The 24,072-nt window shown below is 60.7% G+C and carries 20 protein-coding genes; 1 reads left to right on the plus strand and 19 read right to left on the minus strand.

All coding sequences use genetic code 11. From position 1 onward, the window contains the following. Positions 1-175 precede the first annotated feature (175 nt). Positions 176-1,465 (plus strand): citrate synthase, encoded by a 1,290-nt coding sequence (gene gltA / locus OF122_RS11005; RefSeq protein WP_264224299.1) that lies wholly within the window; start codon positions 176-178, stop codon positions 1,463-1,465. Here gltA and OF122_RS11010 read toward each other — a convergent pair. From OF122_RS11010 to OF122_RS11100, 19 genes are all read right to left on the minus strand, one after another. Next, a complete protein-coding gene (locus OF122_RS11010; protein WP_264224300.1) occupies positions 1,462-2,580 on the minus strand; it encodes a lipid-A-disaccharide synthase in 1,119 nt (372 codons plus the stop codon). The genes gltA and OF122_RS11010 overlap by 4 nt on opposite strands. Further along, positions 2,573-3,400: a UDP-2,3-diacylglucosamine diphosphatase LpxI domain-containing protein gene (gene lpxI / locus OF122_RS11015; RefSeq protein WP_264224301.1), complete on the minus strand. Its 828-nt coding sequence runs from the start codon at positions 3,398-3,400 to the stop codon at positions 2,573-2,575. The genes OF122_RS11010 and lpxI overlap by 8 nt, the downstream gene beginning before the upstream one ends. Next, positions 3,397-4,206 (minus strand): acyl-ACP--UDP-N-acetylglucosamine O-acyltransferase, encoded by an 810-nt coding sequence (lpxA, locus tag OF122_RS11020; protein ID WP_264224302.1) that lies wholly within the window; start codon positions 4,204-4,206, stop codon positions 3,397-3,399. The genes lpxI and lpxA overlap by 4 nt, the downstream gene beginning before the upstream one ends. Further along, entirely contained in the window at positions 4,203-4,640 is a 438-nt protein-coding gene (gene fabZ, locus OF122_RS11025; RefSeq protein WP_264227649.1) for a 3-hydroxyacyl-ACP dehydratase FabZ, read from the minus strand. Before fabZ ends, lpxA begins: the two co-directional genes overlap by 4 nt. A gap of 47 nt (positions 4,641-4,687) precedes the next feature. Next, the gene (gene lpxD / locus OF122_RS11030; RefSeq protein ID WP_264224303.1) at positions 4,688-5,710 is read right to left on the minus strand and encodes a UDP-3-O-(3-hydroxymyristoyl)glucosamine N-acyltransferase; all 1,023 of its coding nucleotides are present in this window, start codon (positions 5,708-5,710) and stop codon (positions 4,688-4,690) included. Positions 5,711-5,781: 71 nt separating this feature from the next. Beyond that, positions 5,782-7,902 (minus strand): outer membrane protein assembly factor BamA, encoded by a 2,121-nt coding sequence (bamA, locus tag OF122_RS11035; protein ID WP_264224304.1) that lies wholly within the window; start codon positions 7,900-7,902, stop codon positions 5,782-5,784. Between the two features lie 207 nt (positions 7,903-8,109). Then, positions 8,110-9,219 carry an RIP metalloprotease RseP gene (gene rseP, locus OF122_RS11040; RefSeq protein ID WP_264224305.1) on the minus strand — a complete coding sequence of 370 codons (1,110 nt, stop codon included), beginning with the start codon at positions 9,217-9,219 and terminating at the stop codon, positions 8,110-8,112. A 72-nt stretch (positions 9,220-9,291) separates the two neighbouring features. After that, positions 9,292-10,167: a phosphatidate cytidylyltransferase gene (locus tag OF122_RS11045; protein ID WP_264224306.1), complete on the minus strand. Its 876-nt coding sequence runs from the start codon at positions 10,165-10,167 to the stop codon at positions 9,292-9,294. Beyond that, on the minus strand, positions 10,164-10,913 hold the full coding sequence (locus OF122_RS11050; protein ID WP_264224307.1) for an isoprenyl transferase: 750 nt from the start codon (positions 10,911-10,913) through the stop codon (positions 10,164-10,166). The genes OF122_RS11045 and OF122_RS11050 overlap by 4 nt, the downstream gene beginning before the upstream one ends. A 35-nt stretch (positions 10,914-10,948) precedes the next feature. Next, positions 10,949-11,509 (minus strand): ribosome recycling factor, encoded by a 561-nt coding sequence (gene frr / locus OF122_RS11055; protein WP_264224308.1) that lies wholly within the window; start codon positions 11,507-11,509, stop codon positions 10,949-10,951. Positions 11,510-11,607: 98 nt separating this feature from the next. Then, on the minus strand, positions 11,608-12,321 hold the full coding sequence (pyrH, locus tag OF122_RS11060; protein WP_264224309.1) for a UMP kinase: 714 nt from the start codon (positions 12,319-12,321) through the stop codon (positions 11,608-11,610). 58 nt (positions 12,322-12,379) lie between these two features. Then, on the minus strand, positions 12,380-13,306 hold the full coding sequence (gene tsf / locus OF122_RS11065; RefSeq protein WP_264224310.1) for a translation elongation factor Ts: 927 nt from the start codon (positions 13,304-13,306) through the stop codon (positions 12,380-12,382). 100 nt (positions 13,307-13,406) lie between these two features. Beyond that, positions 13,407-14,207 (minus strand): 30S ribosomal protein S2, encoded by an 801-nt coding sequence (gene rpsB, locus OF122_RS11070; RefSeq protein WP_264224311.1) that lies wholly within the window; start codon positions 14,205-14,207, stop codon positions 13,407-13,409. Positions 14,208-14,361: 154 nt separating this feature from the next. Further along, the gene (gene dnaE / locus OF122_RS11075; RefSeq protein ID WP_264224312.1) at positions 14,362-17,805 is read right to left on the minus strand and encodes a DNA polymerase III subunit alpha; all 3,444 of its coding nucleotides are present in this window, start codon (positions 17,803-17,805) and stop codon (positions 14,362-14,364) included. 524 nt (positions 17,806-18,329) lie between these two features. Beyond that, positions 18,330-19,016: an ABC transporter ATP-binding protein gene (locus OF122_RS11080; protein ID WP_264224313.1), complete on the minus strand. Its 687-nt coding sequence runs from the start codon at positions 19,014-19,016 to the stop codon at positions 18,330-18,332. Then, positions 19,009-20,313: an ABC transporter permease gene (locus OF122_RS11085; RefSeq protein WP_264227650.1), complete on the minus strand. Its 1,305-nt coding sequence runs from the start codon at positions 20,311-20,313 to the stop codon at positions 19,009-19,011. Before OF122_RS11085 ends, OF122_RS11080 begins: the two co-directional genes overlap by 8 nt. Before the next feature lie 59 nt (positions 20,314-20,372). Beyond that, positions 20,373-21,722: a proline--tRNA ligase gene (gene proS / locus OF122_RS11090; protein WP_264224314.1), complete on the minus strand. Its 1,350-nt coding sequence runs from the start codon at positions 21,720-21,722 to the stop codon at positions 20,373-20,375. A gap of 365 nt (positions 21,723-22,087) precedes the next feature. Further along, positions 22,088-22,333, minus strand: coding sequence for a DUF1467 family protein (locus OF122_RS11095; protein WP_264224315.1), 246 nt, complete (start codon positions 22,331-22,333; stop codon positions 22,088-22,090). A gap of 8 nt (positions 22,334-22,341) precedes the next feature. Beyond that, positions 22,342-24,054: a ribonuclease J gene (locus tag OF122_RS11100; protein ID WP_264224316.1), complete on the minus strand. Its 1,713-nt coding sequence runs from the start codon at positions 24,052-24,054 to the stop codon at positions 22,342-22,344. Positions 24,055-24,072: the final 18 nt, after the last annotated feature.

Genomic DNA, 24,072 nt, shown 5'->3' on the forward strand with positions numbered 1-24,072 from the left:
CCTGGGGCCTACGACTTTCGTTTTACCTATACGTCAAGAGCTATGACGTAGTTGCATGGCCGTAGGATTTCGGATACCCAAGCGAAGCATTTTTCAAAGACGTCAATGTGCGTGCTCAGAGCCGGCGGGCCCAGTGCTTGCGGCAGAGCTGAGCCGAAACCCCGGAGGCACATGAATGAGCGAACAATCGGCAAAACTTACTCTGGGCGATGAGACCTACGAGTTCCCGGTGCTCAGCGGCACGGTGGGGCCCGATGTTATCGACATTCGCTCACTGTACGCCAAGACCGGCATGTTTACATACGATCCCGGCTTCACATCGACGGCAGCGTGTGACAGCGCCATCACCTATATCGACGGCGACAAGGGCGAGTTGCTCTATCGCGGCTATCCCATCGACCAGCTTGCCGACAAAAGCTCGTATATCGAGGTCTGTTATCTGCTGCTCTATGGCGAATTGCCTTCGAAAGCCGAACTGAAAGATTTTGAGAACCGGGTGACCCGCCACACCATGGTGCATGAGCAGATGCACTATTTCTATCGCGGGTTCCGCCGTGATGCGCACCCGATGGCGATTGTGACCGGCGTTGTTGGCGCCATGGCCGCCTTCTATCACGACTCCACCGATATTTCGGACCCCGAACAGCGCGAAATCGCTTCGATCCGGATGATCGCCAAGCTGCCGACGATTGCCGCGATGGCTTACAAATATTCGGTGGGCCAGCCCTTCGTTTATCCGCGCAACGACCTCGACTACGCCTCGAACTTCCTGCACATGTGCTTTGCCGTGCCGGCCGAGGAATACAAGGTCGATCCGGTGGTCGCCAAGGCGATGGACCGCATCTTTACGCTTCATGCCGATCACGAGCAGAACGCCTCGACTTCGACGGTGCGTCTGTCGGGCTCGTCCGACGCAAACCCGTTTGCCTGTATCGCTGCCGGTGTGGCGTGCCTTTGGGGCCCGGCACATGGCGGAGCGAACGAAGCCGCGCTCAACATGCTGCGTCAGATCGGGACGGTGGACCGCATCCCCGAGTTCATCGAGCGGGCCAAGGACAAGAACGATCCGTTCCGCCTGATGGGTTTTGGGCACCGGGTCTACAAGAACTACGATCCGCGGGCTGCGGTGATGCAGGAATCAGCGCGCGAAGTGCTTGGGCTGCTCGGTGTTGAAAACAACCCGACGCTGCAGGTTGCTCAGGAACTCGAAAAGATCGCGCTCGAAGATCCCTATTTCGTCGATCGCAAGCTGTATCCGAACGTGGACTTCTATTCGGGCATCATTCTCGATGCGATCGGCTTCCCCACGTCGATGTTCACCGCAATCTTTGCGCTCTCGCGCACGGTGGGCTGGATTGCCCAGTGGAAGGAAATGATCGGCGACCCGCAGAAGAAGATCGGGCGCCCGCGTCAGCTCTACAACGGCGCGACGATGCGCGATTACGTGGATATCTCGGGCCGCTAGGTGTAAGCGAGAATCCTTAGAACAGGATCTTGAAGGGGCGCTTCCGGCGCCCCTTTTTCCATGAGGGCACGGATCTTGTGAAAGTCGTCTGCCTGGGCAGCCAGCGCCTGTGGTGCATCGACCAGAGCCAAAGCGGCGTCGGCCAGTTTGCCCGGTTCGCCCTTGTGAGCGAACAGGATTTCGGGGACCACCTCTTTTCCGGCGATGATATTGGGCAGACCGATAAAGGGCGTTGTTGCCTTTTTGAACATTGCCACCTGAGCGCCTTCGGCGACATAGGTCAGGATGTGGGGCACTCCGGCGAGGGCGAGTTCGAGCGTGACGGTGCCGCTGACGGCAACCGCGGCGACGGCTTGCGCGATGGCGGACTGACGATCCTCAGGGGTGAGAACAACCGAGATCGGCATTGGCCATTGCGCGACCATGCGCGAAATGCGGGTGGCTTGCGAGCGGGTGGCGAGAATAATGAAACCGGTCACGGACGGGTGGGCCGACAGACGCTGCGCCACTTCGGCCATCATGGGAAGGTGGCGGATAATCTCGCCCCTGCGGCTGCCGGGCAGCAGCAGGATGGGACCGGCGGCCGGTTGGAGTGGCCGCATGGGATATCGTTCGAGCGCCGGGTGCCCGACATAGGCCGTTTGCGGCCCGCCGAGCTCACGCATGGCACTGGGCTCGAACGGCAGGACGCTGAGCACCTCATCGAAGATCCCGGACAGCTTCCGGGCGCGTTCAGCTCCCCAGGCCCAGACGGCCGGGGCAACGTAGAGGATGATGGCGCCCTGATATCCGCGTTTACGCAGAGAGCGCGCCACGACCTTGGAGAAGACCTGCGCGTCGATCAGCACCACGGCGGCCGGTTGTTGCCGCAGGACGGCAGAAACGACCTGGCGGGCCCGCCACAGCAGCAGGGGAAGCCGCATAATGACGTCGCGATAGCCCATGACCGCCAGATCGTCGATGGGAAAGAGCGAGGAGAGCCCCTCGCCTTCCATGGCATCGCCACCGACGCCGGAGATGGACAGATCGGGACGCGCGCGGCGCAGGCCGACGATCAGATTGGCGCCAATGCGATCGCCCGAGGCCTCGCCGGCGAGGATGAAAACGTCAGTCATCGCGTGCGATCATGCCAACAAGCGCGATGCCAGCGGCATCGGCAGCGGAAATGAGTTCGGGGCGCCCGATCAGCAGGGTGCGGCCCGTCTCGACGACAATGGCCTCGACACCGGCCTTTTGGGCGAGCTTGACCGTGTCTTTCCCGATAGCGGGAAGATCGACGTGCAAGGGTTGGCCCGGCTTTGAGGTTTTGGCCAGAACCAGGTGACCGCGACCGTTGCCGATCAGACCCCGCTCGCGATAGACAGCGCACCGCATAAGGAGTTCGTCGGTCCCACCGATATCCTCGGTGGCGACAATTCGCGCTCCAGCAACAACAAGCGCCTGCCCCAGATCGAGCGTTCCGGCCTTGCGGGCGGCGGCAAAGGCGAATTCGGCGGTGCGGAGAAGCTCGCCGGGGGCTGGGACTGCGCCCATCTGGCCTTCGGGTGCGAGTAGGTCGGAAACGATCTCGTGGACGCCGATGAAGGGCAGGCCCAACATCTTGAGCAGGGTCGCGCCCAGTTGGGAGAGCTTGCTGTCACCCTTGGAGGTGGCGTCCTTGTCGCCCGCAAATTCAGCGAAGGTTTCGCGCTCGCGGTCGGACATGTGCATGCCGCCGACGGCGCAGACGTGGGTGGCCTTGAATCGGCGGATTTCGCGCAGGACCTGATCGGGACGGGAGACCTTGATCTGGAAGGGATCCTCGTCCTCCAGATCAGCGCGTGGATGGAGCGCAAGAACGCGGATTTCCCACCCGGCGTCCCGCGCGGCCGCAATGGCCTGGGGTACAAGATCGCCCGATCCGGCGACCAGCGCCAATCGGCCGGGAGCGGTCATTGCTCGGCTGGCGTGCCGTTGCGAGGCATGCAGAGCGCGCGCTCGGACGGCTTGCGGATGAATTCGATCACTTCCTCAACGAGCGCTTCGCCCTCGAATATTTCGGCGGCGTCCTCAATGCGCTCGCGCAGAGTGCCCTCGCTCGAAAAGATCATGCGATAGGCGGCCCGCAGGGCGTGGATCGATTCCCGGTCGAACTTGCGGCGCTTGAGCCCGACCAGGTTCAAGCCACCGAGATAGGCACGATTGCCAAGCACCGAACCGTAGGGAATTACGTCGTTTTCGACAAATGACATGGCGCCGACAAAGGCATGAGCGCCGATGCGGACGAATTGATGAACGCCGCAGATGCCGCCGAACCGAACGTAGTCGTCGACCACGCAATGGCCCGCCAGGGACGCCTGATTGGCCATGACCACGTGGTTGCCGACGCGGCAATCGTGGGCGATGTGGACGCCGACCATAAGCAGGCAATTGTTGCCAACCCTGGTTTCCATGCCGCCGCCGGCGGTGCCGGGATTGATGGTCACATACTCGCGCAGCACGCAATCGTCACCGATCGAAACCGTGCTCGGCTCGCCCTCGAACTTGAGGTCCTGCGGCGGATGCCCGATGGACGAAAAGGGATAGATCGTCGTTCGGGCGCCGACTGCAGTACGGCCGTCGATGGACACATGGGAGACCAGCTTGGCGCCGTCACCGATGGAGACATCGCCGCCCACAATGCAATAGGGACCGATTTCGACGTTCTCGCCCAGCTTTGCCGTGTCGCTGACGATAGCTGTGGGATGGATGGATGAGGTCACGCTTGTTCCTTGACGATCATCGCACCGATTTCGGCCTCGGCAACGACGACGCCGTTCACGATGGCCTTTGCTTCATAGCGTCCGACCGTCTTGCGGCGATGAATTTTCTTGATGTGATATTCAAGCTTGTCGCCAGGCTTGGCGGGCTTGCGGAACTTCACGGCGTCGATCGTCAAAAGGTAGACGATGTGCTTGTCACCGGACTTGTTCTCGAGATTGATCACGATGGCGCCAGCGGTCTGTGCCATTCCCTCGATGATCAGTACGCCGGGGAAAATAGGCTCGCCGGGGAAGTGCCCCTGGAACTGCGGCTCATTGAACGTGACGTTCTTGATGCCGATGGCCGAATCGTCGCCGTCGATTTCGATGATGCGGTCGATCATCAAAAATGGGTAACGGTGCGGAAGAGCATTGAGGACGGCGTCGATCTCCATAGTGGAGAGTTCGGTGGCCTGCTTGGCCGTATCAGTACTGAGGGTACTCAAGTCTTATCCCCTTTTGATAACCGTCTTATTGCTACGATTTCCCGCTTCCACATCTTTACATCCTGCGCAGGCGCCCCGGCAATATTGGAGCCAGAGGGAAAGCTGTGGGTAACGCCGGAACGGGCAAGAACCAGCGTGTTGGCGCCCAGCCGCAGATGCCCCGCGGTGCCCGCGCCGCCCCCCATAACGACCCCATCTTCAAGGATGGTCGAACCGGACAAGCCACACATGCCTGAAATGACGCAATTGCGACCGATGCGACAGTTGTGGCCTACCTGGACGAGATTGTCGATCTTGGAGCCCTCACCGATGACCGTATCGCCAAGCGTCCCGCGATCCACGGTGGTGTTGGCACCGAGTTCCACACGGTCCTGAATGATGACGCGTCCGAGCTGGGGGATCTTACGATGCCGGTCCGAGCGCAACTGGAACCCGAATCCTTCCGCGCCGATGACCACGCCAGGCTGAATGACGACTTCATTGCCCAGATGGGCGCACTCGATCGAAACGTTGGAGCCGATGACGCAATTTCGGCCGATGGTTACGCCCGCGCCGATCGAGGTGTTGGCGCCGATGACGGTGCCCGTGCCGATCTGAGCCCCGGCGCCGACGGCAACGTTGGCGGCGAGCGTCACGCCGGGCTCAATAAGGGGGACGGGCTCGGCGCGCATTGAGGCGCGGATTATAGCTGCGCTGTCGTCGGGGTAGAAGACGTTGAGGATGTCCACGAAGACATCGTAGGGCTTGTCGCAGACGATTGCCGTGGCATGGCCCGCCACAGACGCTTCGAGCTCGGGCGTGACCAGAACGGCCCCTGCCCCACTGCGAGCCAACTGGTCGGAATAGGATTTGCTGGCGGCAAACGAAATGCTCGAAGCACTGGCGTCGGCCAGGTCGCTGGCCCCTTCGATCGTTGGGTCCGTGGCCAAATTGCCTGCCAACGCGGGATGACCAGCGGCACTGAGCAGGTCGGACAGACGTAGCGGGCCAGTGCACTCGTGAAATCGGGGATCGATCATTGCTGCGCCTGAAAAAGAAACCGCGGCTCTGATACGCCGCGGTTTCCGTTTTTTCAATAAGGGCGGACGATTTAGAACAGAGTCGAAAGCGTCAGCTGGAACACCTGAGTGCGATCGAAAGTGTCGGGCTCGATCACATGGGCAAAGTCACCCCGCAGCGGCCCCAGCGGCGATTCCCAGATCAGCGAGCCGCCGACCGAGGACTTGAGCGGGTTGCCGATGCCGGCAGCTGTTTCGTATCCGCCAGCCGGAATGCCATCGATCCAGCCAACATCACCCCAGACCGCGCCACGCAGGCCCCAGTTTTCGGGCAGGAACGGCAGCGGGAAGTCGATCTCAGCGGACAGCCCGGCATAGGAGAGAACACCCAGCGCATCACCGGTTCCGGCTGCACGAGCACCCATGCCACCGAAGCGATAGCCACGGACAAGGTTGGGGCCCAGCTGGAAGGTGTCGGTGGGGTGGATACCGCTGCCACCAAGATCAGTGATCGTGCCGGCCTGGCCACGCAAGCTGCCAACGACGCCCATTTCTTCCCAGAGCGGGTAGTAAACGCGCGCCCTGACTTCGGTCTTGAGGAAGTCGGCGGTGAGCGTCGTGTAATCCTGCGAGAAGGAGAGAATCATGCCCTCGGTAGGACGCTGCTGATTGTCGAGCGTGTCGTAAGTCAGCGTGTAACCAAGCGTCAGACGATCGCGCGTTCCGCCAATGTAGCCTGGGGCAAAAGGAGCGTCATCATCGGTGAATGTCACCTGCTCAAGACCGAGACGCGTGGTGAGCGTCAGGTCCTGGGCGACCGGCAGACCGAAGCGGAGCTGACCGCCAGTGGTTTCGGTGCCATAGGAGAAGGTCGAACCTTCAACCGTCACGCGCCGATAGGCATCTACACCAGCGGAGATACGCAGACCCATGAACCGCGGCTCGGTGAAGCTGAAGTCATAGGTTTCGCCATTTTCCGAACGACCCAGGGCAATGCGAAGATACTGACCACGTCCGAGGAAGTTGCGCTCGGTGAGCGAAATCTCGCCGAAAATACCATCGCGTGTGGAATAGCCCGCACCGACACCATAATCACCCGTGCTGCGTTCAACAACCGAAACGTTGAGAATGACGCGGTCCGGAGCGCTGCCGGGGGCGGAAGTGACCTGCACCGAGGAGAAGAAGCCCAGAGCCTCGATATTGGCACGACCCTTGGTCACCAGCGCGCGGTTGAACGGATCGCCTTCGGCGAAATCGAATTCACGACGAATGACAAAGTCACGGGTCTTGGTGTTGCCGGTGATATTGATGCGCTCGACGTAAACACGCGGTCCTTCATCGACCAGATAGGTGACGTTGAAGATGTTGTTGTTGATATCGCGATCGATGCGCGGGCGAACCTCGGCAAAGGGATAACCCTGATTGGTCGCACGCACCGCAAGCTCGGACGTGGACTCACTGAGGTCAGACAGCGAATAACGGCTACCCGAGCCGGTGCTGATGCCGCCGCGCAGGGCGTCTGCATCGAGGCCCGGAATCGAGGTTTCGATGGCGATGTTGCCGAAGTCGTAGCGCTGGCCTTCTTCAACAGTGAAGTTGATGAAGTAGGCGTTGCGGTCAGCGTCAAACTCGGCGACCGAGGACAGCACGCGCGCATCGGGGAAACCACGATTGGCGTAATAGAGCCGGATACGCTCGCGATCGACGGCAAGGCGATCCTCGCTGTAGAGATCGTCACGGAACAGCCAGCTGAAAATGTGGGTTTCCTTGGTGGTAACGACGCCCTTGAGCACCATCGAGCTGATGGAATTGTTGCCGGTGAAATTGATCGCTGCAATGCCTGCGCGATCACCTTCGTTGACCTGGAAGAAAACACGAACCCGACCATCATCGGTCGGCTCGGTGCTCGAGGTCACAGTGACGTTGGAATAGCCAGCCTGGGTATAGGCGGCCTGGATGGTCTGGATGTCGTTGGCAATGCCGGCCTGTGTGTACACCCGGCGCGCAGCCACATCGACCATAGCCGAAAGCTGATTGTCATTGAAACGGCTGTTGCCGTCAAACCCGATCGCGGAGACTTCGGTTCCTTCAGCGACCTGGGCGTGTGCAGGCGAAACACTCAGAACCAGCGCAGCACTTCCGATGAAAGGCGCAAAGGTGAAAAGCGCCATGGCGAGGAGGACGCTGTGCAAAAGCTTGGCTGATTTCATCATGATTGTTCTTGCTTGCCCTTTGAGACTTGGACCGGGAATCGTCTCAAGACGTGGATTCCCCCATACTCCGATGACAGGTTTTACCTGTTTTTACTCGACGAGCAAGGTGAAACCCCCTGCCCTGCGGCCAAAAGATGGCCACTCATGTATTCGTGCAACACTTGCTAACCCCTTGATACCACGTGCTGGCCGGCCGCTGGCCCTGCTTCAGACCAGATCGTTGATCAGCGTGAAAACCATCAGCGTACACACCAGGGCAAAGCCTATGCGGTACCCGATTTCCTGAACGCGCTGGCTCAGGGGGCGGCCGCGCACAGCCTCGTAGAGGTAGTACATCAGGTGACCACCATCCAACATCGGGACTGGGAACAGGTTAATTATGCCGATATTTAGCGATAAAAGTGCCGTAAGGTTAACCAATGCTAACAGGCCCAGGGTGGCGACCTCCCCGGAGACCTGAGCCATGCCGACCGGTCCGGCCACCTGATCGAGATCGGCGCGACCGATGAAAATATCACCGAGGAAATTGAGCGTCCGGTCGATGATGAAAGAGATTTCCTCGAACGTCATGCCGACCGCTTCCAGCGGCCCGGGGCGGTAGAGCACGATGTCGCCCTCGCCAACATCGCGTGTGACACCCATGCGACCCACCTTGAGCTCGCGGCCGAAGCGGGTGGTGGTGGTTTCGCTGCGCGGGATCAGAGACAGGCTCACCTGCTCCCCATCGCGCTCGATGACCATGGGCACAGTGCGTTCGGGCGCGGTCGAGACGATTCTCTGGACGTCCTCGAAGCCGCGAATGTCGTAGCCATCAACCGAAAGGAAGCGGTCGCCCGATTGAAGGCCTGCCATGGCCGCCGGCGAATCGGCGATGACGTCGCCCACCACCGGATCGAGCGTCAGCCGCCCGTAACCGAGCAGCATGGCGTAGAGAATCAGGAAGGTGAGCAAGAAATTTGCCACAGGTCCGGCGACCACGACGGCCATGCGCTGGAAGACCGACTTGTTGGCGAACAGGTGGGGCCGGATGGCCGGATCGAATTTTTCGGCATCGGGGTCGGGCATGCTGGCGGCATTCATATCGCCGGTGAACTTGACGTAGCCGCCGAGCGGAAAGGCCGCGATGCGCCATCTCGTGCCGCGCTTGTCGTTCCAGCCGAACAGTTCGGGACCGAAGCCGATCGAAAAGGCATCGATCGCCACTCCATTCCAGCGCGCCACGAGGTAGTGGCCCATCTCATGGACGAAGACGATGACCGTCAGAACGGCAAGGAAGGGTATGATGTAGTTCAGGAAGAACGGAAGTTCACTGATCATCGAAATCCCTTTAGAACGATGCCATCTCAGGCGATGGCGGGCTATGGCTGCCCAATGTGTCGAACTGGCGTTCTACCAGAACAGGATGCCTTGTGGTACCGCACCGAGCCCGCGATTGGCCAACCCGATGCACCACAGTACGATGCCGGCCGATGTCAGGCTGTCGATACGGTCCATAAGGCCGCCGTGGCCGGGGATAATGTCACCGCTGTCCTTGACGGCGAAGCGACGCTTTACCGCACTTTCGGCCAGATCGCCCAACTGGCCGGAAATCGAGACGACGACGGAAATCAGCAGGCCGATGGCGAAAGGCGAGGGCGTATCGAGCATCCAGCCGGCGAGAAACCAGACAGCGATGCCGCTCAGCGTACCCGCACACAACCCGCCGGCCGCGCCTGACCAGGTCTTGGACGGTGAGACGTCCGGGGACAGTTTGGTTCCGCCAACGATGCGGCCGATGAAATAGGCGCCGATGTCAGTCATCCAGACGATCGATACAAGGAAGACGCCCGCCCAGATGCCGACTGCGGAACTGCCCCGAATGGCGAGAAAGGCGACCGTGGCGAAGCCGAAAAAGACGATTCCGCTGATGCGCCAATGACGATTGGGCGCCTTGATGAAAAGGGCAAGAACGATGGCGATGCCGAAAACGATGGCACTGGTCCACGCCCCGTTCATGGGATGGCCGATTGCGGCAATCGCGATCAGCCCCATGAAGAATACGGCGGGCCAGGCTGACTGCCGCCCGGTGATCATGGCTTCCCATTCGCGATAGGCGCCGGCCATGACCAGTGCAATCAGGAGCGCGAAGGGTATCCAGCCGGCAACAAGCGCAATGGCGGTGAGGGGAATAAGGACGATGGCCGAGAGCAGACGCGGAAGAAGATCCGGTCCGAAAGGCCAAAGCTTTGCGTAAATTGCCGTCGCCCTACCCTTTTTTTCCGTCACGTCCTGATACCGCCAAACCGTCTGTCGCGCTCAGTGTAGGACTTGAGCGCGCGGACGAAAACCGATTCGTCGAAATCGGGCCAGTTCTCCTCGACAAAGACGAGTTCGGCATAGGCGGATTGCCAGAGCAGGAAATTGGACAGCCTCATCTCGCCGCTGGTGCGCAGGATGAGATCCGGATCGGGCAGCCCGGAGGTGTCGAGATGACGGTCGATGGTCGCCTCATCGATTTCGTCTGGCCTGAGTTCACCGGCGGCCACCTTGCGCGCAATAGCCCGCGTGGCGTTTACGATCTCGACCTTGGCGCCGTAGTTGAAGGCGATGATCAGGTCGAGCCCGGTATTGCCGAGTGTGCGCGCTTCGACGTCGTCGATGATGCTGCGCAGGCCGCGGTCCAGTCCTTCACGATCGCCAATGATGCGAATACGCACATTCTGCGTGTGGAGGGTTTCGAGGTCAGAGGCCACGAACCGGCGCAAAAGCCCGAAGATGAAGCGCACTTCATCGGGCGGGCGGCGCCAGTTTTCTGCCGAGAACGAGAAAAGGGTCAGGCATTGGACGTTGTAATCGATGGCCAGGGCCACGATACGGCGCACGGCTTCTACGCCTGCCTTGTGGCCTTCGGAGCGGCCCAGACCGCGCTGTTTCGCCCAGCGGCCGTTGCCATCCATGATCACGCCGATATGGCGCGGAATCTTGAGATCCCGCTGAGGCTCTATCGATACTGTTGCCGGATGTGTAGACATCGGTTTCCTCAGACCGGAGCCAATCCGGCGCCCGCCTAAACGTGCATGATTTCCTGTTCCTTGGCGGCCACGAGCTGATCGATCTCAGCAATCGCTTCGTCGGTCGCCTTCTGAACCTTGTCGGTTTCCGCGCGCGCTTCGTCCTGGCCCATATCGCCATCCTTTTCGAGCTTGCGCAGCAGCTCGATGCCATCGCGGCGTACGTGACGGACGGCCACGCGCGCCTGCTCGGCATATTGATGGGCAACTTTGGAGAGTTCGCGGCGACGCTCTTCGTTCAACTCGGGCAGCGGCACGCGGATAATCTGGCCCTCGGCCATGGGATTGAGGCCCAGCGAGGATTCGCGGATTGCCTTGTCAACGGCTGAAGCCATCGAACGGTCCCAGACCTGGACCGACAGCATGCGGGGTTCGGGCACGGAAACCGTGGCAACCTGATTGAGCGGCATCATCGAGCCATAGGCATCGACCATGATCGGTTCGAGCAGGCTGGCGCTGGCCCGCCCGGTCCGCAAGCCGGCGAGATCGCTCTTCATCGATTCGATGGACTTTTTCATCCGCGTGCGGAGGCTTTCGAGTGAGAACGCTTCGGACATCAAGTTTTCTCCCGGTCGTCTGCTGGGCGGTTCGGCCCGCAGTCGTCTGACCAATCGGTCAAACGATCATGTCATTTTTACAATCAAAGCGCGCGGCGTCAGCCGACACGCGTGCTCGGTGTCCGTCCATCCAGAACGCCCACCAGACCTTCCTTGTCCGACAAGGCATAGACGATTATCGGCAAGCCATTGTCGCGCGCAAGAGCAAATGCGGCCGTATCCATGACCCGAAGGTCCTGGGCAATCGCCTCCTCATGGGAGATGGCGTCAAACCTTGTGGCGGAGGGGTCTTTTTCAGGATCGGCGGAATACACACCGTCGACCTTGGTGCCCTTCAAAAGCACATCGCAGCGCAATTCGATGGCCTTGAGCGCGGCGGCGGTATCGGTGGTGAAAAACGGATTGCCCGTACCACCGGCGCAAATCACGGTAGCGCCGCCCTCAAGCGCGGCAATCGCGGCGCGCTGGGTGAAGGTGTCGCAGATCGAGGGCATGGAAACCGACGAGAAAACGTGCGAGCGGCCCCCTGCCCTGCGGATGGCATCGCCCAGAGCCAGGGAATTGATGACGGTGCCCAGCATCCCCATGTGATCGCCGATCACCCGATCGCCGCCCTTGGCGGCCACGGCCATGCCCCTGAAAATATTGCCGCCGCCAATGACGATGGCGACCTGCATACCCGCGCGCGCCAGATCAACGATCTGGCGGGCGATGGAATTGAGAAATTCAGGCTCGATTCCATATGATTGGTCTCCGGCGAGGGCTTCGCCGGAGACCTTTAGCAAGACGCGTGAATAGCCGGTTCTGGACATAAAGGTGTCCCGCTTTCGAGCTTATTGCGACAACGAATCCGAAAAAATTTCGGTTACGTTACGCGGTGCCCGCAGCGGCGGCAACCTCGGCTGCGAAGTCCGATTCCTGCTTTTCGATGCCTTCGCCGAGAGCGAAGAGCACGTAGCCGGCGACCTTGATCGGGGCGCCAACATCGGCTTCGGCGTTCTTGACGGCCTGTTCGACAGTGTTCTCGCCGTCAATCACGAAAGTCTGGGCCAGAAGGGTCACTTCCTCGTAGTACTTGCGGATGCGGCCTTCGACCATCTTTTCGATGATGTTGTCGGGCTTGCCGGACTGACGCGCCTGTTCGGAGAACACGGCACGCTCGCGCTCGACAGCCTCGGGATCAAGATCCTCAGAGGACAGCGACAGCGGCTTGGTGGCCGCAACGTGCATGGCGATCTGGCGGCCCAGAGCCGTGAGCTTTGCCTTGTCGCCAGCTGATTCCAGACCGACGAGCACGCCGATGCGGCCCAGACCTTCCGAAATCGAGGAGTGGACATAGCTGCCGATGGCGCCTTCGGCGACTTCCATGACGGCTGCGCGGCGCAGGGTCATGTTTTCACCGATCTTGGCGATGGCTTCGGTCAACTCCTGGGAAACGGTGCGACCGGTGCCGGGGAACGGGGCTGCGGCCAGCGCATCAACGTCGCCATTGACGTCCAGCGCCAGCTTGGCGGCATTGCGGACGATACCCTGGAACTGTTCGTTGCGGGCAACGAAGTCGGTTTCAGAATTGATTTCGACGATAGCGGCGCGGTTGCCTTCAACGGCAACACCAACAAGGCCTTCAGCGGCGACGCGGTCTGCCTTCTTTGCAGCCTTGGCAAGGCCCTTCGAGCGCAGCCAATCGATTGCCGCTTCGATGTCGCCATTGGTTTCGGTGAGCGCCTTCTTGCAGTCCATCATGCCCACGCCGGTCATTTCGCGGAGCTGTTTCACGTCTGCTGCACTGATTGACATCTCGATACCTCTTTGTCTGCCCCAAGTCCCGCGCCGGGCGGCGCGGGATCATGGGCACGGATAATGATAAATACGTGTCGGAGAGATGACGCGCGGGCAATTATGCCTGCGCGGTTTCACCTTCGGCCGGCTGTTCAGCAGCGGGCTCGGCTTCAAGGGCAGGCTCTTCGAGCACTTCCTCGGAAGCACCGATATCGCGGCCCATCGACGAGGACGAGCGGGCGATACCGTCGATTGCGGCCTTGGAGACCAGCGACAGGTACAGCTCAAGGGCACGCGCGGCATCGTCATTGCCCGGGATCGCGTAATCGACGATGTCGGGATCGCAATTGGTGTCGACGATGGCAACGACGGGGATGCCCAGACGGCGGGCTTCCTTGATCGCGTTGGCTTCCTTGTTGGTGTCGATGACGAACATCAGATTGGGGATGTTGCCCATGTCCTTGATGCCGCCAAGGTCACGCTCGAGGCGTTCCTGCTCACGGCTGCGCTGCAGACGCTCACGCTTGGTCAGGCCAGTGGCGCCTTCTGCCTGGAGCGATTCAAGCTCGCGCAGACGGGCGATCGAGTTCGAAATTGTCTGCCAGTTGGTCAGCATGCCGCCGAGCCAGCGCGAGTTGACGTAATACTGGGCGCTCTGGCGTGCGGCTTCCGCGACGAGCGGCGCAGCCTGGCGCTTGGTGCCAACGAAGAGCACGCGGCCGCCATCGGCAACCGTGTCGCTGATAAGCTGCAGGGCGCGATAGAGAGCCGGAACGGTCTGGCTCAGATCGAGAATGTGAATGTCGTTACGGACGCCGAAAATGTAGCGTTCCATCTTGGGGTTCCAGCGGTGCTTCTGGTGGCCGAAGTGAACGCCGGCCTCAAGCAGTTGACGCATGGAAAAATCTGGCAATGCCATCTGGTATACTCCTTTACCGGTTATGCCTCTGCAAAGGAAAAGAGGCGGAGACCCGCCACCGGATGGACCTGTTTAAAGCACAGGCCCGCCTTTGCATGTGGATTTGACGCTGCGGGCTATATAGCAGCCCCGCCCATATGGCAAGCGCTACCGGCTAGTTCAAGCGCACATCGACCACGCCGCTAATGGCCTTGAGCCCGCCAGCCAGTTGTGGCGTGAGACGAAACTGGCCCGGAAGCTCGATTTCATACTCTCGCTCGCCCTCGTCGCGGACCAGAACGAGGCTGACCACCCCTTCCCCGCCCGGCTGGAGCTGGGACTTGATGGGGCCGAGGCACCGCTCATTGCCGGCGAAGATCGTCATGCGGCGGCCGAGCTTTTCGACCGAAGCGTCGATGGGTTCGCAATTGATCAGACGCAGCCGCACGCCGTCAGGGCGTGAATCGGCGCCGACTTCGAGCACAATGGACTTTCCGGGCTCAAGCCAGCGGCCGAAATCATTGATCTGCTCGGAAAAGGCGATGCATTCGAAAGACCCGCTGGGATCGGAAAACATCATGATGGCCATTGTCGAACCCTTGCGGGTGCGACGATCCTGACGCGAAATCAGCGTTCCGGCGAGGCGCCCGGCCACGGCGCCGTTTCGCGCGGCGCGCTCGAAGCTGGCCCATTGCTGGACGCGGAGCTTTTCAAACAATTCACTGTAGTCATCGAGCGGGTGAGCGGAGAGATAAAAACCGATGGCGGCGTGTTCGCGGGCCAGGCGTTCCGTCAGGCTCCAGGGGGCGACATGTTCTGGCGGCGTGATGGCCTGGGGTTGGCTGGACGCAAACATATCCACGATACCATCGGCCCGGCCGCTGGTCTCGCGCTGGGCGGTGTTGACGATGGTATCGATGACCTCGACCAGCTGCTCACGGCGCTTGTTGAGCTGATCAAAGGCGCCCGCGTTGATGAGAGTCTCCAACGTCCGCTTATTGATGATCTTGGGATCGATACGGGAGGCGAAATCGGCCAGGTCCTTGAAGGGGCGGTTACCGCGTATCTCGACGATGTGTTCGGCGACGTTGCGGCCTACGCCCTTTACGGCACAGAGCGAATAGAGAATGCGGCCGTCGCGTACCGAGAAATTGACTTCCGAGCGATTGATGCACGGAGGAACGACTTCGATGCCCTTTTTCTGCGCCTCGCGGCGGAAATCGGACAGCTTGTCGGTCTGAGCCATGTCAAGCGTCATGGACGCTGCATAGAACTGCTCTGGGTAATGGGTCTTGAGATAGGCCGTCTGGTAGGAGACCCAGGCGTAGGCGGCGGCGTGGCTCTTGTTGAAGCCGTAATTGGCGAACTTGGCGAGCAGGTCGAAGATCGTATCGGCCTGGCCCTTCTTGATGCCGTTGCGGATGGCGCCTTCCTGGAAACGGACACGCTGCTTGTCCATCTCCGCCTTGATCTTCTTGCCCATGGCGCGGCGCAGCATGTCGGCCTCGCCCAGCGAATAGCCCGACAGCAACTGGGCGATCTGCATCACCTGTTCCTGATAGACGATGATGCCATAGGTTTCATCGAGGACCGCGGCGAGGGTTTCGTGAGGGTATTCGACGTCCTCGCGGCCGTGCTTGCGGTGAATGAAGCTCGGGATATTGTCCATCGGGCCGGGCCGATAGAGCGCGTTCATGGCGATCAGATCTTCGATGCGGTCGGGCTTGAGCTCGACCAACGCGCGGCGCATGCCGGGACTTTCAAACTGGAAGATGCCGTAGGTGTCGCCATCGGCGTAGAGCTTATAGGTCGGTGCGTCCTCGAGCGGGATGGCGTCGATGTCAAGTTCGACACCAGTTTCCCTGACCATTTCGACCGCGTAGCGGATCGTGGTCAGCGTCTTGAGGCCAAGAAAGTCGAACTTCACGAGCCCGGCCGGTTCGACCCATTTGAGGTTATACTGGGTGACCGGCATATCCGAGCGCGGATCGCGATAGAGCGGCAGCAGCTTTTGCAGCGGACGATCGCCGATCACGATACCGGCGGCGTGGGTCGAGGCGTGGCGGAACAGGCCCTCGAGCTTGCCGGCGATGCGCAGCAGTTCGGCGACTGTCTCGTCCTCGTCGCGCATCATCTGCAGGCGCGGCTCGTCGTTTATCGCCTGCGCCAGGGTTACCGGATTGGCAGGATTGTTGGGGACCAGCTTGCAGATGCGGTCGACCTGGCCATAAGGCATCTGAAGAACGCGGCCCACATCGCGCAGCGCGGCGCGGGGTTGCAGGGTTCCGAAGGTGATGATCTGGGCGACCTGCTCGTAGCCGTATTTGTCCTGAACGTAGCGGATGACCTCTTCGCGGCGCTCCTGGCAGAAATCGATGTCAAAGTCCGGCATCGAGACGCGCTCGGGATTGAGAAAGCGTTCGAAGAGCAGATTGTAGCGCAGCGGATCGAGGTCCGTGATGGTGAGCGCATAGGCCACGAGCGAGCCCGCGCCGGAGCCGCGGCCGGGACCGACGGGAATGTTATGGGCCTTGGCCCATTTGATAAAGTCGGCAACGATAAGGAAATAGCCCGGGAACTTCATGTCCCGGATCACCTTGATCTCGAACTCGAGGCGGTCCTCGTATTCCTGGGTCGTGCGTTCGGGGGCGTGGCCATAATCGGCAAGGCGCATCTTGAGGCCCTCGCGGGCCTGGCGCGCCAACTCCTCGCCTTCAGCGGCGACAGCCTCCTCCTCACCTACCCCATCGGCGGCGGCGAATTTGGGCAGAATGGGATCGTGGGTGCGCGGGCGATAGCTGCAGCGCTGGGCTATCTCGACAGTGTTTTCCAGCGCCTCGGGCAGGTCGGAAAACAGCGCGATCATTTCCTCGCGCGTCTTGAAATAGTGCTGATCGGAGAGCCGGCGACGCTCGGTTTGCGCCACGACGGAGCCGGCGGCGATGGCCAGCAGGGCGTCATGGGAATCGTAATCGTCCTGCTTGGGGAAGTAGGGTTCGTTTGTGGCGACAAGCGGCAGATCGAGGGCATAGGCAAGATCGATCAGACGCGGTTCGACAGCGTTCTCCAATGCCCGGTCGTGGCGCTGGATTTCAACATAGAGCCGGTCGCCAAACACCCGATGAAGAACCGACAGCCGCGCTTCAGCCTGAACGTCCAGCCCGGCGGCCAGGTAGGGATCTATGGCCCCCTCCGGACCGCCTGTCAGGCAGAGCAGGCCCTGCGCATTATCGACCAGCCAGTCGATATGGATCGCGGTTCGTCCGTCACAGCCTTCCTGATAGGCTCTCGAGACGAGTTCGGAGAGGTTGGCAAATCCACCGGCATCAGCGGCGATGAGGACGACCGAACCTTTGCCCAGATTGACGCGGTCGGACGGCTTGTCGGCGTCGGCGCCGAAATCGAGTGCCAACTCGCAGCCGATGATTGGCTGAATGCCCTTGCCAGACGCCTTTTCGGAAAACTCCAGTGCACCGAACAGATTGTTGGTGTCTGCAATGCCGATGGCGGGCTGTCCGTCCGACTTGGCCAAATCCAGTATGGTGCCAAGCGGCAACGCTCCCTCAAGCAGGGAGAAGGCCGAATGGACGTGGAGATGGACGAAACCGGGACCGGACATTGTGAGCTACCCGAAGATGCTGGACTGTCTTTGTGCCATTCCAGGCCGCGCGATACCACCTCAAGGGCGGCTTATGCACAGGCGGGAATCAGACGAGATAGGGCATCATATCGAGATAAACCAGTGTCACGCCACCAAAGGCCGTGAGCGAAACCAGAGCCATGAAATCCTTGACGAAATCGAGCATGGAAGCCTCCGTTGCACAGTGTTTATGGTTTGTTCTTATATATTCTGGTTTTGTTCTTGTCCACAAAGTTCACAGGCGGGCGGTGACGGTAGTTAAGAAAGTCTTTCCAGGCAGGTGGTGGCATCAGTCATTTAGGCCAGAGGGGAGTATCGACCTTGGGGGCGAATTGGTGAATCGCGCTCCCGAGGAAACGGCCGCTGTCGACGCTGGCGATGAAGCCGATGCCGTGGTCGAGGACGGCGGTTCCAAAGGGCTTGCTGATCGTGGAGGGACTGCTGGCCCCCGGGAGCCAGGCCCGGGGTCGCAATGGAGAGCAGACGCGTCTATCAAGTCCGGCTCAGAGGGTCGCGGGCTGGATACGGCCTTCGACAATCGTGACGATGCGGTCTGCCTTGCGGGCGAGGTCGTGATTGTGCGTGGCGATGATGCAGCCGGCATTTTGCTGGCGGATCAGTTCGGCAAGGGCGGAGAACACAGTATCGGAGGTCGCCGGGTCGAGATTGCCGGTGGGCTCGTCGGCCAGAATGAGGCTGGGCCGGTTGGCCGCGGCGCGCGCGATGGCGACACGCTGTTGCTCGCCGCCCGAAAGCTCGGCCGGCCGGTGCGTGGTGCGGTGACCGATGCCCATGGCATCGAGCAGCGCCTTTGAGCGCTGATCGCCGTCGCGCTGACTTTCGCCGGCAATAAGTTGCGGCATGGTGACGTTTTCCAGCGCGCTGAATTCGGGAAGCAGGTGGTGGAACTGGTACACATAGCCGATGAGGTGGCGGCGGAGGAGCGTGCGCTGGCGATCAGCCAGTTTGGCCGTTCGTTCGCCGTCGATATCGACATCTCCGGCCGTTGGACGTTCGAGCAAGCCGCAGATATGAAGCAGAGTGGACTTTCCGGCGCCCGACGGAGCGATGAGGGCGATGATTTCGCCCCGACGGACCGTGAGATCGGCCCCCTTGAGAACGTGTACGGCCCCTGCCCCATCGCCATAGGTCTGGCGGACATCCTTGAGTTCGAGAAGCACATCACTCATAGCGCAGCGCCTCCACCGGATCGTATTGGGCCGCGCGCCAGGCGGGATAGAGCGTAGCGAGGAAGGACAGTCCGAGCGCCATGACAAGCACCACCGTCACTTCGACCGCATCGACGCGCGAGGGGAGCTGGGAAAGCATGAAGACCTCGGGCGGGAACAGCGCCACGCCGATGACGTTCGATACCCAGGCCCTGATGGCTTCGGCGTTGACTGCCAGAACCAGGCCGAGCAGGAAGCCGGCAATGGTTCCGATAAAGCCGATGGCCGTTCCGGTGATGCAGAAGATGCGCATGATCGAGGACCGTGTGGCGCCCATCGTGCGCAGTACGGCAATATCGGCCCCCTTGTCCTTCACCAGCATCACGAGGCTGGAGATGATATTGAAAGCGGCGACCAGAACGATCATCGAGAGGATGGTGAACATCACCACACGCTCGACCTGCAGCGCCGAAAAGAACGTGGCGTTGCGCCGCTGCCAATCTGTAAAAACCATCGGGCGGCCCGCGGCTTGCTCGAGTTCGAGCTGCATGTCCCAGGTCGCGTCGGGGTCGTTGAGGAAGACCTCGACCGCAGTCGCTGTATAGATGCGTTCGTAGGTCGCGTCGATTTCCGCGTCGCTGGCCATGATGTCGGGTTCTTCCATGCCGTCACGCAGCCGGTCCTCGTAGAGGCGGAAATAATTCTGCGCGGCGCGGATGGGCATGAAGATGAACAGGGAATCAAACTCCACCATGCCGACATCGAAGACGACATTGACCGGATAGGAACGGATCTGCGGAGTCGAGCCGAGCGGGGTGCGCGGACCGTCGGGGGTGACGATGGTTATCGTGTCGCCCACCGTGACGCCAAGCTGGGACGCCATGCGTCCACCGATGGCGACGCCCTGAAGATCATCCCAGTCGTCCCAGCCGCCGGCAATCGCGCTCGAATAAAGCAAAGGCAGCTTTTCGATGTCGGCGAGCGTCATGCCGCGTACGTTTGCGCCAGTGGAGTTGTAGGTGCCGGTGACGAGTGCCTGTCCCTCAACAAATGCCACTGCGGAAACGACGCCATCGACACCCTCCAGCCGATCGCGAACCGCCTCGTAATCGTCAAAGGTCTCTTCGATGGGAAAGGCCGTGAAATGGCCGTTCAGACCCAGAATCTTGGACAGGAGTTCGTCGCGGAAGCCGTTCATGACGCTCATGACCACGATCAGGGTGGCAACGCCGATGGCGATGCCGATCATGGTCAGGGCAGCAATGACGGAAATGAACGCATCGCTGCGGCGTGCCCGCAGGTAGCGGCCGGACACCATCCACTCAAACCGTGAAAACGGGCGCGTTCCCTTTTGCTGCCGGGCGGCGTCGACGGAGGTCAAGCGTTGTCCCTGCGTTCAGGCTCGATGAGCGCTTTCAGGCGGGAAACCGCGTCTTCGATACCGATGGTTTCGCGTTCGCCAGACTTGCGGTGCTTGATTTCAACCTCGCCCGAAGCGAGTCCGCGCGGGCCGACGATAAGCTGGAAGGGAATGCCGATAAGGTCCGATGTTGCGAACTTCTGGCCGGCCCCCGTGGAGCGGTCGTCATAGAGCGCGTCGATGCCGGCGGCCTGCAGCTGGCTATAGAGCTTTTCATTGGCCGCGTCGCATTCAGCATCGCCGGATTTGAGATTGATGAGGGTAACCTCAAAGGGTGCGACCGAGACGGGCCAGATGATGCCGCTTTCATCGTGGCTGGCTTCGATGATGGCCGGTACGAGCCGGGTCAGTCCGATGCCGTACGAGCCCATGTGGACTGCAACGTCCTTGCCGTCCGACCCCGTAACCTTGGCGCCCATGGGATCGGAATATTTGGTGCCGAAATAAAAGACCTGGCCCACCTCGATGCCGCGGGCAGCGATCCGCTTGTCCTCCGGCACTTTTGCGGCGAAATCGGCTTCGTCGTGCATGTCTTCAGTGGCGGCATAGAGCGAGGTCCAATCGGCGACGATGCCGGAAAGATCGCTCATGAAGTCCGTGTCGGCGGAGGGAATCGGCTTGTCGAGCATGTCGGCATGGCAGAACACGCCGCTTTCGCCAGTATCGGCCAGCACGATGAACTCATGGGAGAGATCGCCGCCGATAGGGCCGGTTTCGGCTCGCATCGGGATTGCCGTCAGGCCCATACGCCAATAGGTGCGCAGATAGGCCACGAACATGCGGTTGTAGGCCTTGACGGCCTCGTCCTTGTCCAGATCGAAGGAATAGGCGTCCTTCATGAGGAATTCGCGGGAGCGCATGGTGCCAAAGCGCGGGCGGATCTCGTCGCGGAACTTCCACTGGATGTGATAGAGATTGAGCGGCAGATCCTTGTAGGACCGCACATATGAGCGGAAGATGTCGGTGATCATCTCCTCATTGGTCGGACCGTAGAGCATGTCGCGCTCGTGACGGTCCTGCATGCGCAGCATTTCCTTGCCGTAATCCTCGTAGCGCCCGGATTCGCGCCACAGATCGGCAGACTGCAGCGTGGGCATGAGGAGTTCGATGGCCCCTGCCCGACTCTGCTCTTCCTCAATGATCTGCTGGATCTTGCGCAGCACCTTGTAGCCCAGAGGCAGCCAGGCATACATGCCGGCCCCCTGCTGGGAAATCATGCCGGCGCGCAGCATCAGACGGTGAGAGATGATTTCCGCCTCTTTGGGCGTCTCTTTGAGGACGGGCAGGAAATAGCGGGAAAGGCGCATGAGAACTCCGATTTGCCGGGAACCGACTCAAGGGCTCAATACCGGGCTGCGCAATCAAGCGCAAGGAACGGTAAAAAGGCAAGTCCGGGAGGGTGAAACGGCTTTCCTGTCCGTTTTTTGTCATCGCGCGACAATTCGCAAATTTTCCGCTTGTCGCGACAATTTGTCCTTGGTAGGGTCCGCGCCATATAAAGAGAGGCGGGTACAATCCGCCGACGCTGACAACGTCAAGGGAGGAGCACTGGCCGCCCGATCTGTGCGCTGTAAGACCAGTGGATTGTCGCGAAACTTTAATTAAATGCAGGGCCTTAGCCCTGCATTTTTTTGTTCTGCGTTAATTGGGGAATTGTGGCCGGCGGAGCAGTTCAGCTCCAGTATTCCTGCAGCCACGGGTTGGACATTCCCCAAAAGATAAGGACTGTGAGGACCGCGGAAATGAGCGTCGTGGCAAGCGCCTTCTGCCAGAGATGAGCCTTGATCGGTGCCCCCGGATCGGTGCCGTCTGTCACCTCCCCGTCTTCGTGCTGGCCGCGCACGCCGAATGGCAGAACGGCGAAAAGCACTATCCACCAGACCACGAAATAGATCGCTACATAGGTAAAGGGCTGCATTATCTAAGCTACACCTTATGAACGAACACCTTGACGATGGGCTTGCGGCCCCATGCGGCGTTGAGCTCGGACCGCACGGCGCGGCGGATTGCTTCGGCAAAGCGCCCTGTATCGGCCCGACGCTTTTCGGGAAAGCTCTTGATTGCTCCCCGTGCCGCCGACTGGGCGACAGCGCTGAGCGGATCATCATCGTCTGCCAGATCGGGAAGTCCGTCCAGATCAAATTCGGGACCTGAGACGATCTGCCCCCTTCCGTTGACCACCAGACTAACGATGGCGACACCACCGAATGCCAGCCTCCGGCGGTCGCGCACGTTCGATTCCTCGGGCGTGCACAGGAGGTTTCCATCAAGATAGAGAATGCCGGTACGCACTTCGCCACGGTGATGCTTGGTGTTGGGGAAGAGCTGGACCATGTCGCCATTGCGGATCGACAGAACGGTCTTGATGCCCTTTTCGCGCCCGAAAGCGGCGTGGGCCTCCAGGTGCATGGGCTCGCCGTGGACCGGGATGAGGATATCGGGCTTGAGCCAATCGTAGAGCTGGGCCAGTTCGTGCCGTCGCGGATGGCCGGACACGTGGATCATTTCGTCGCGACCGGTGACGGTCTGGACACCCTTGTCGACGAGCTTGCTCTGGATGTCCTGCACGGCCTTTTCATTGCCGGGAATGGCCCAGGAGGAAAAGATCGCCATATCGCCCGGCGATAGATCGATTACCGGATGGGAACCATCGGCAATGCGCGCCATCGCTGCACGGGATTCGCCCTGGCTGCCCGTGGCGATGAGAACGACCTTGTCGCGCGGCAGGTAGCCGTAGGCGTCCTGATCGAGAAATTCAGGCACGCCTTCCATCAAGCCCAGTTCGCGGGCAATCCCGGCGATGCGATGCACCGCCCTGCCCGCTGCGACGACCTGGCGGTCGGCCTTCGCGGCGGCGCGGGCGATGGAAATCATGCGGCCGAGATTGGAGGCAAAGATGGTGACGGCGACGCGGTTTTTGGCCGTTGCGATCAGGCGCTCGAGATTGACGCCCACCTCGGTTTCCGAGGGGCTGTCACCCTCTTTCATCGCATTGGTGGAATCGCAGATCAGGGCGAGCGGCTTTCCGTCCGAGCCGATTTCCTTGAGGCGTTTGATGTTGGTTGGCGGCGTGCCGATGGGGGACGGATCGATCTTCCAGTCCCCGGTATGGATGACGCGGCCGGCGGGCGTTTCGATCAATAGCGCGTTGGATTCGGGGATCGAGTGGGAAACCTCGATGGGCTCGACCTTGAAGGGGCCGACCTGAAAGGGAACGCCGGGTGTAAAGATCTGGACTTCGACATCGTCCTCGATGTTGTTCGATATCCGCTTAGCCTTGAGCATGGCGGCGCCGAAACGACCGGCGAAGACGGGCTTGTCGAAAGCCGGCCAGATATCGAGGATAGCGCCGTAGTGATCTTCGTGAGCGTGGGTGAGGACCAGCCCGACAACGTTGTCGCTCTCTTCCTCGAGAAAAGAGGGGTCGGGCATCACCAATTCGATGCCAGGAAGCTCGGGGCCGCCGAAGCTGACGCCACAGTCGACCACGAGCCATTTGCGATCGTCGGCGGGGCCAAAGCCGTAAAGCCCCATATTCATGCCGATCTCGCCGACGCCCCCGAGCGGCAGGAAGACCATTTCGTCCTGACCGGACTGCTTTTTCGCCATAGGTTCATTGCGCGACCGGATTGCGGTCACGCCCTTTCAATAATGATC

It is taken from the genome of Pelagibacterium flavum (genome assembly GCF_025854335.1).
GTDB lineage: Bacteria > Pseudomonadota > Alphaproteobacteria > Rhizobiales > Devosiaceae > Pelagibacterium > Pelagibacterium flavum.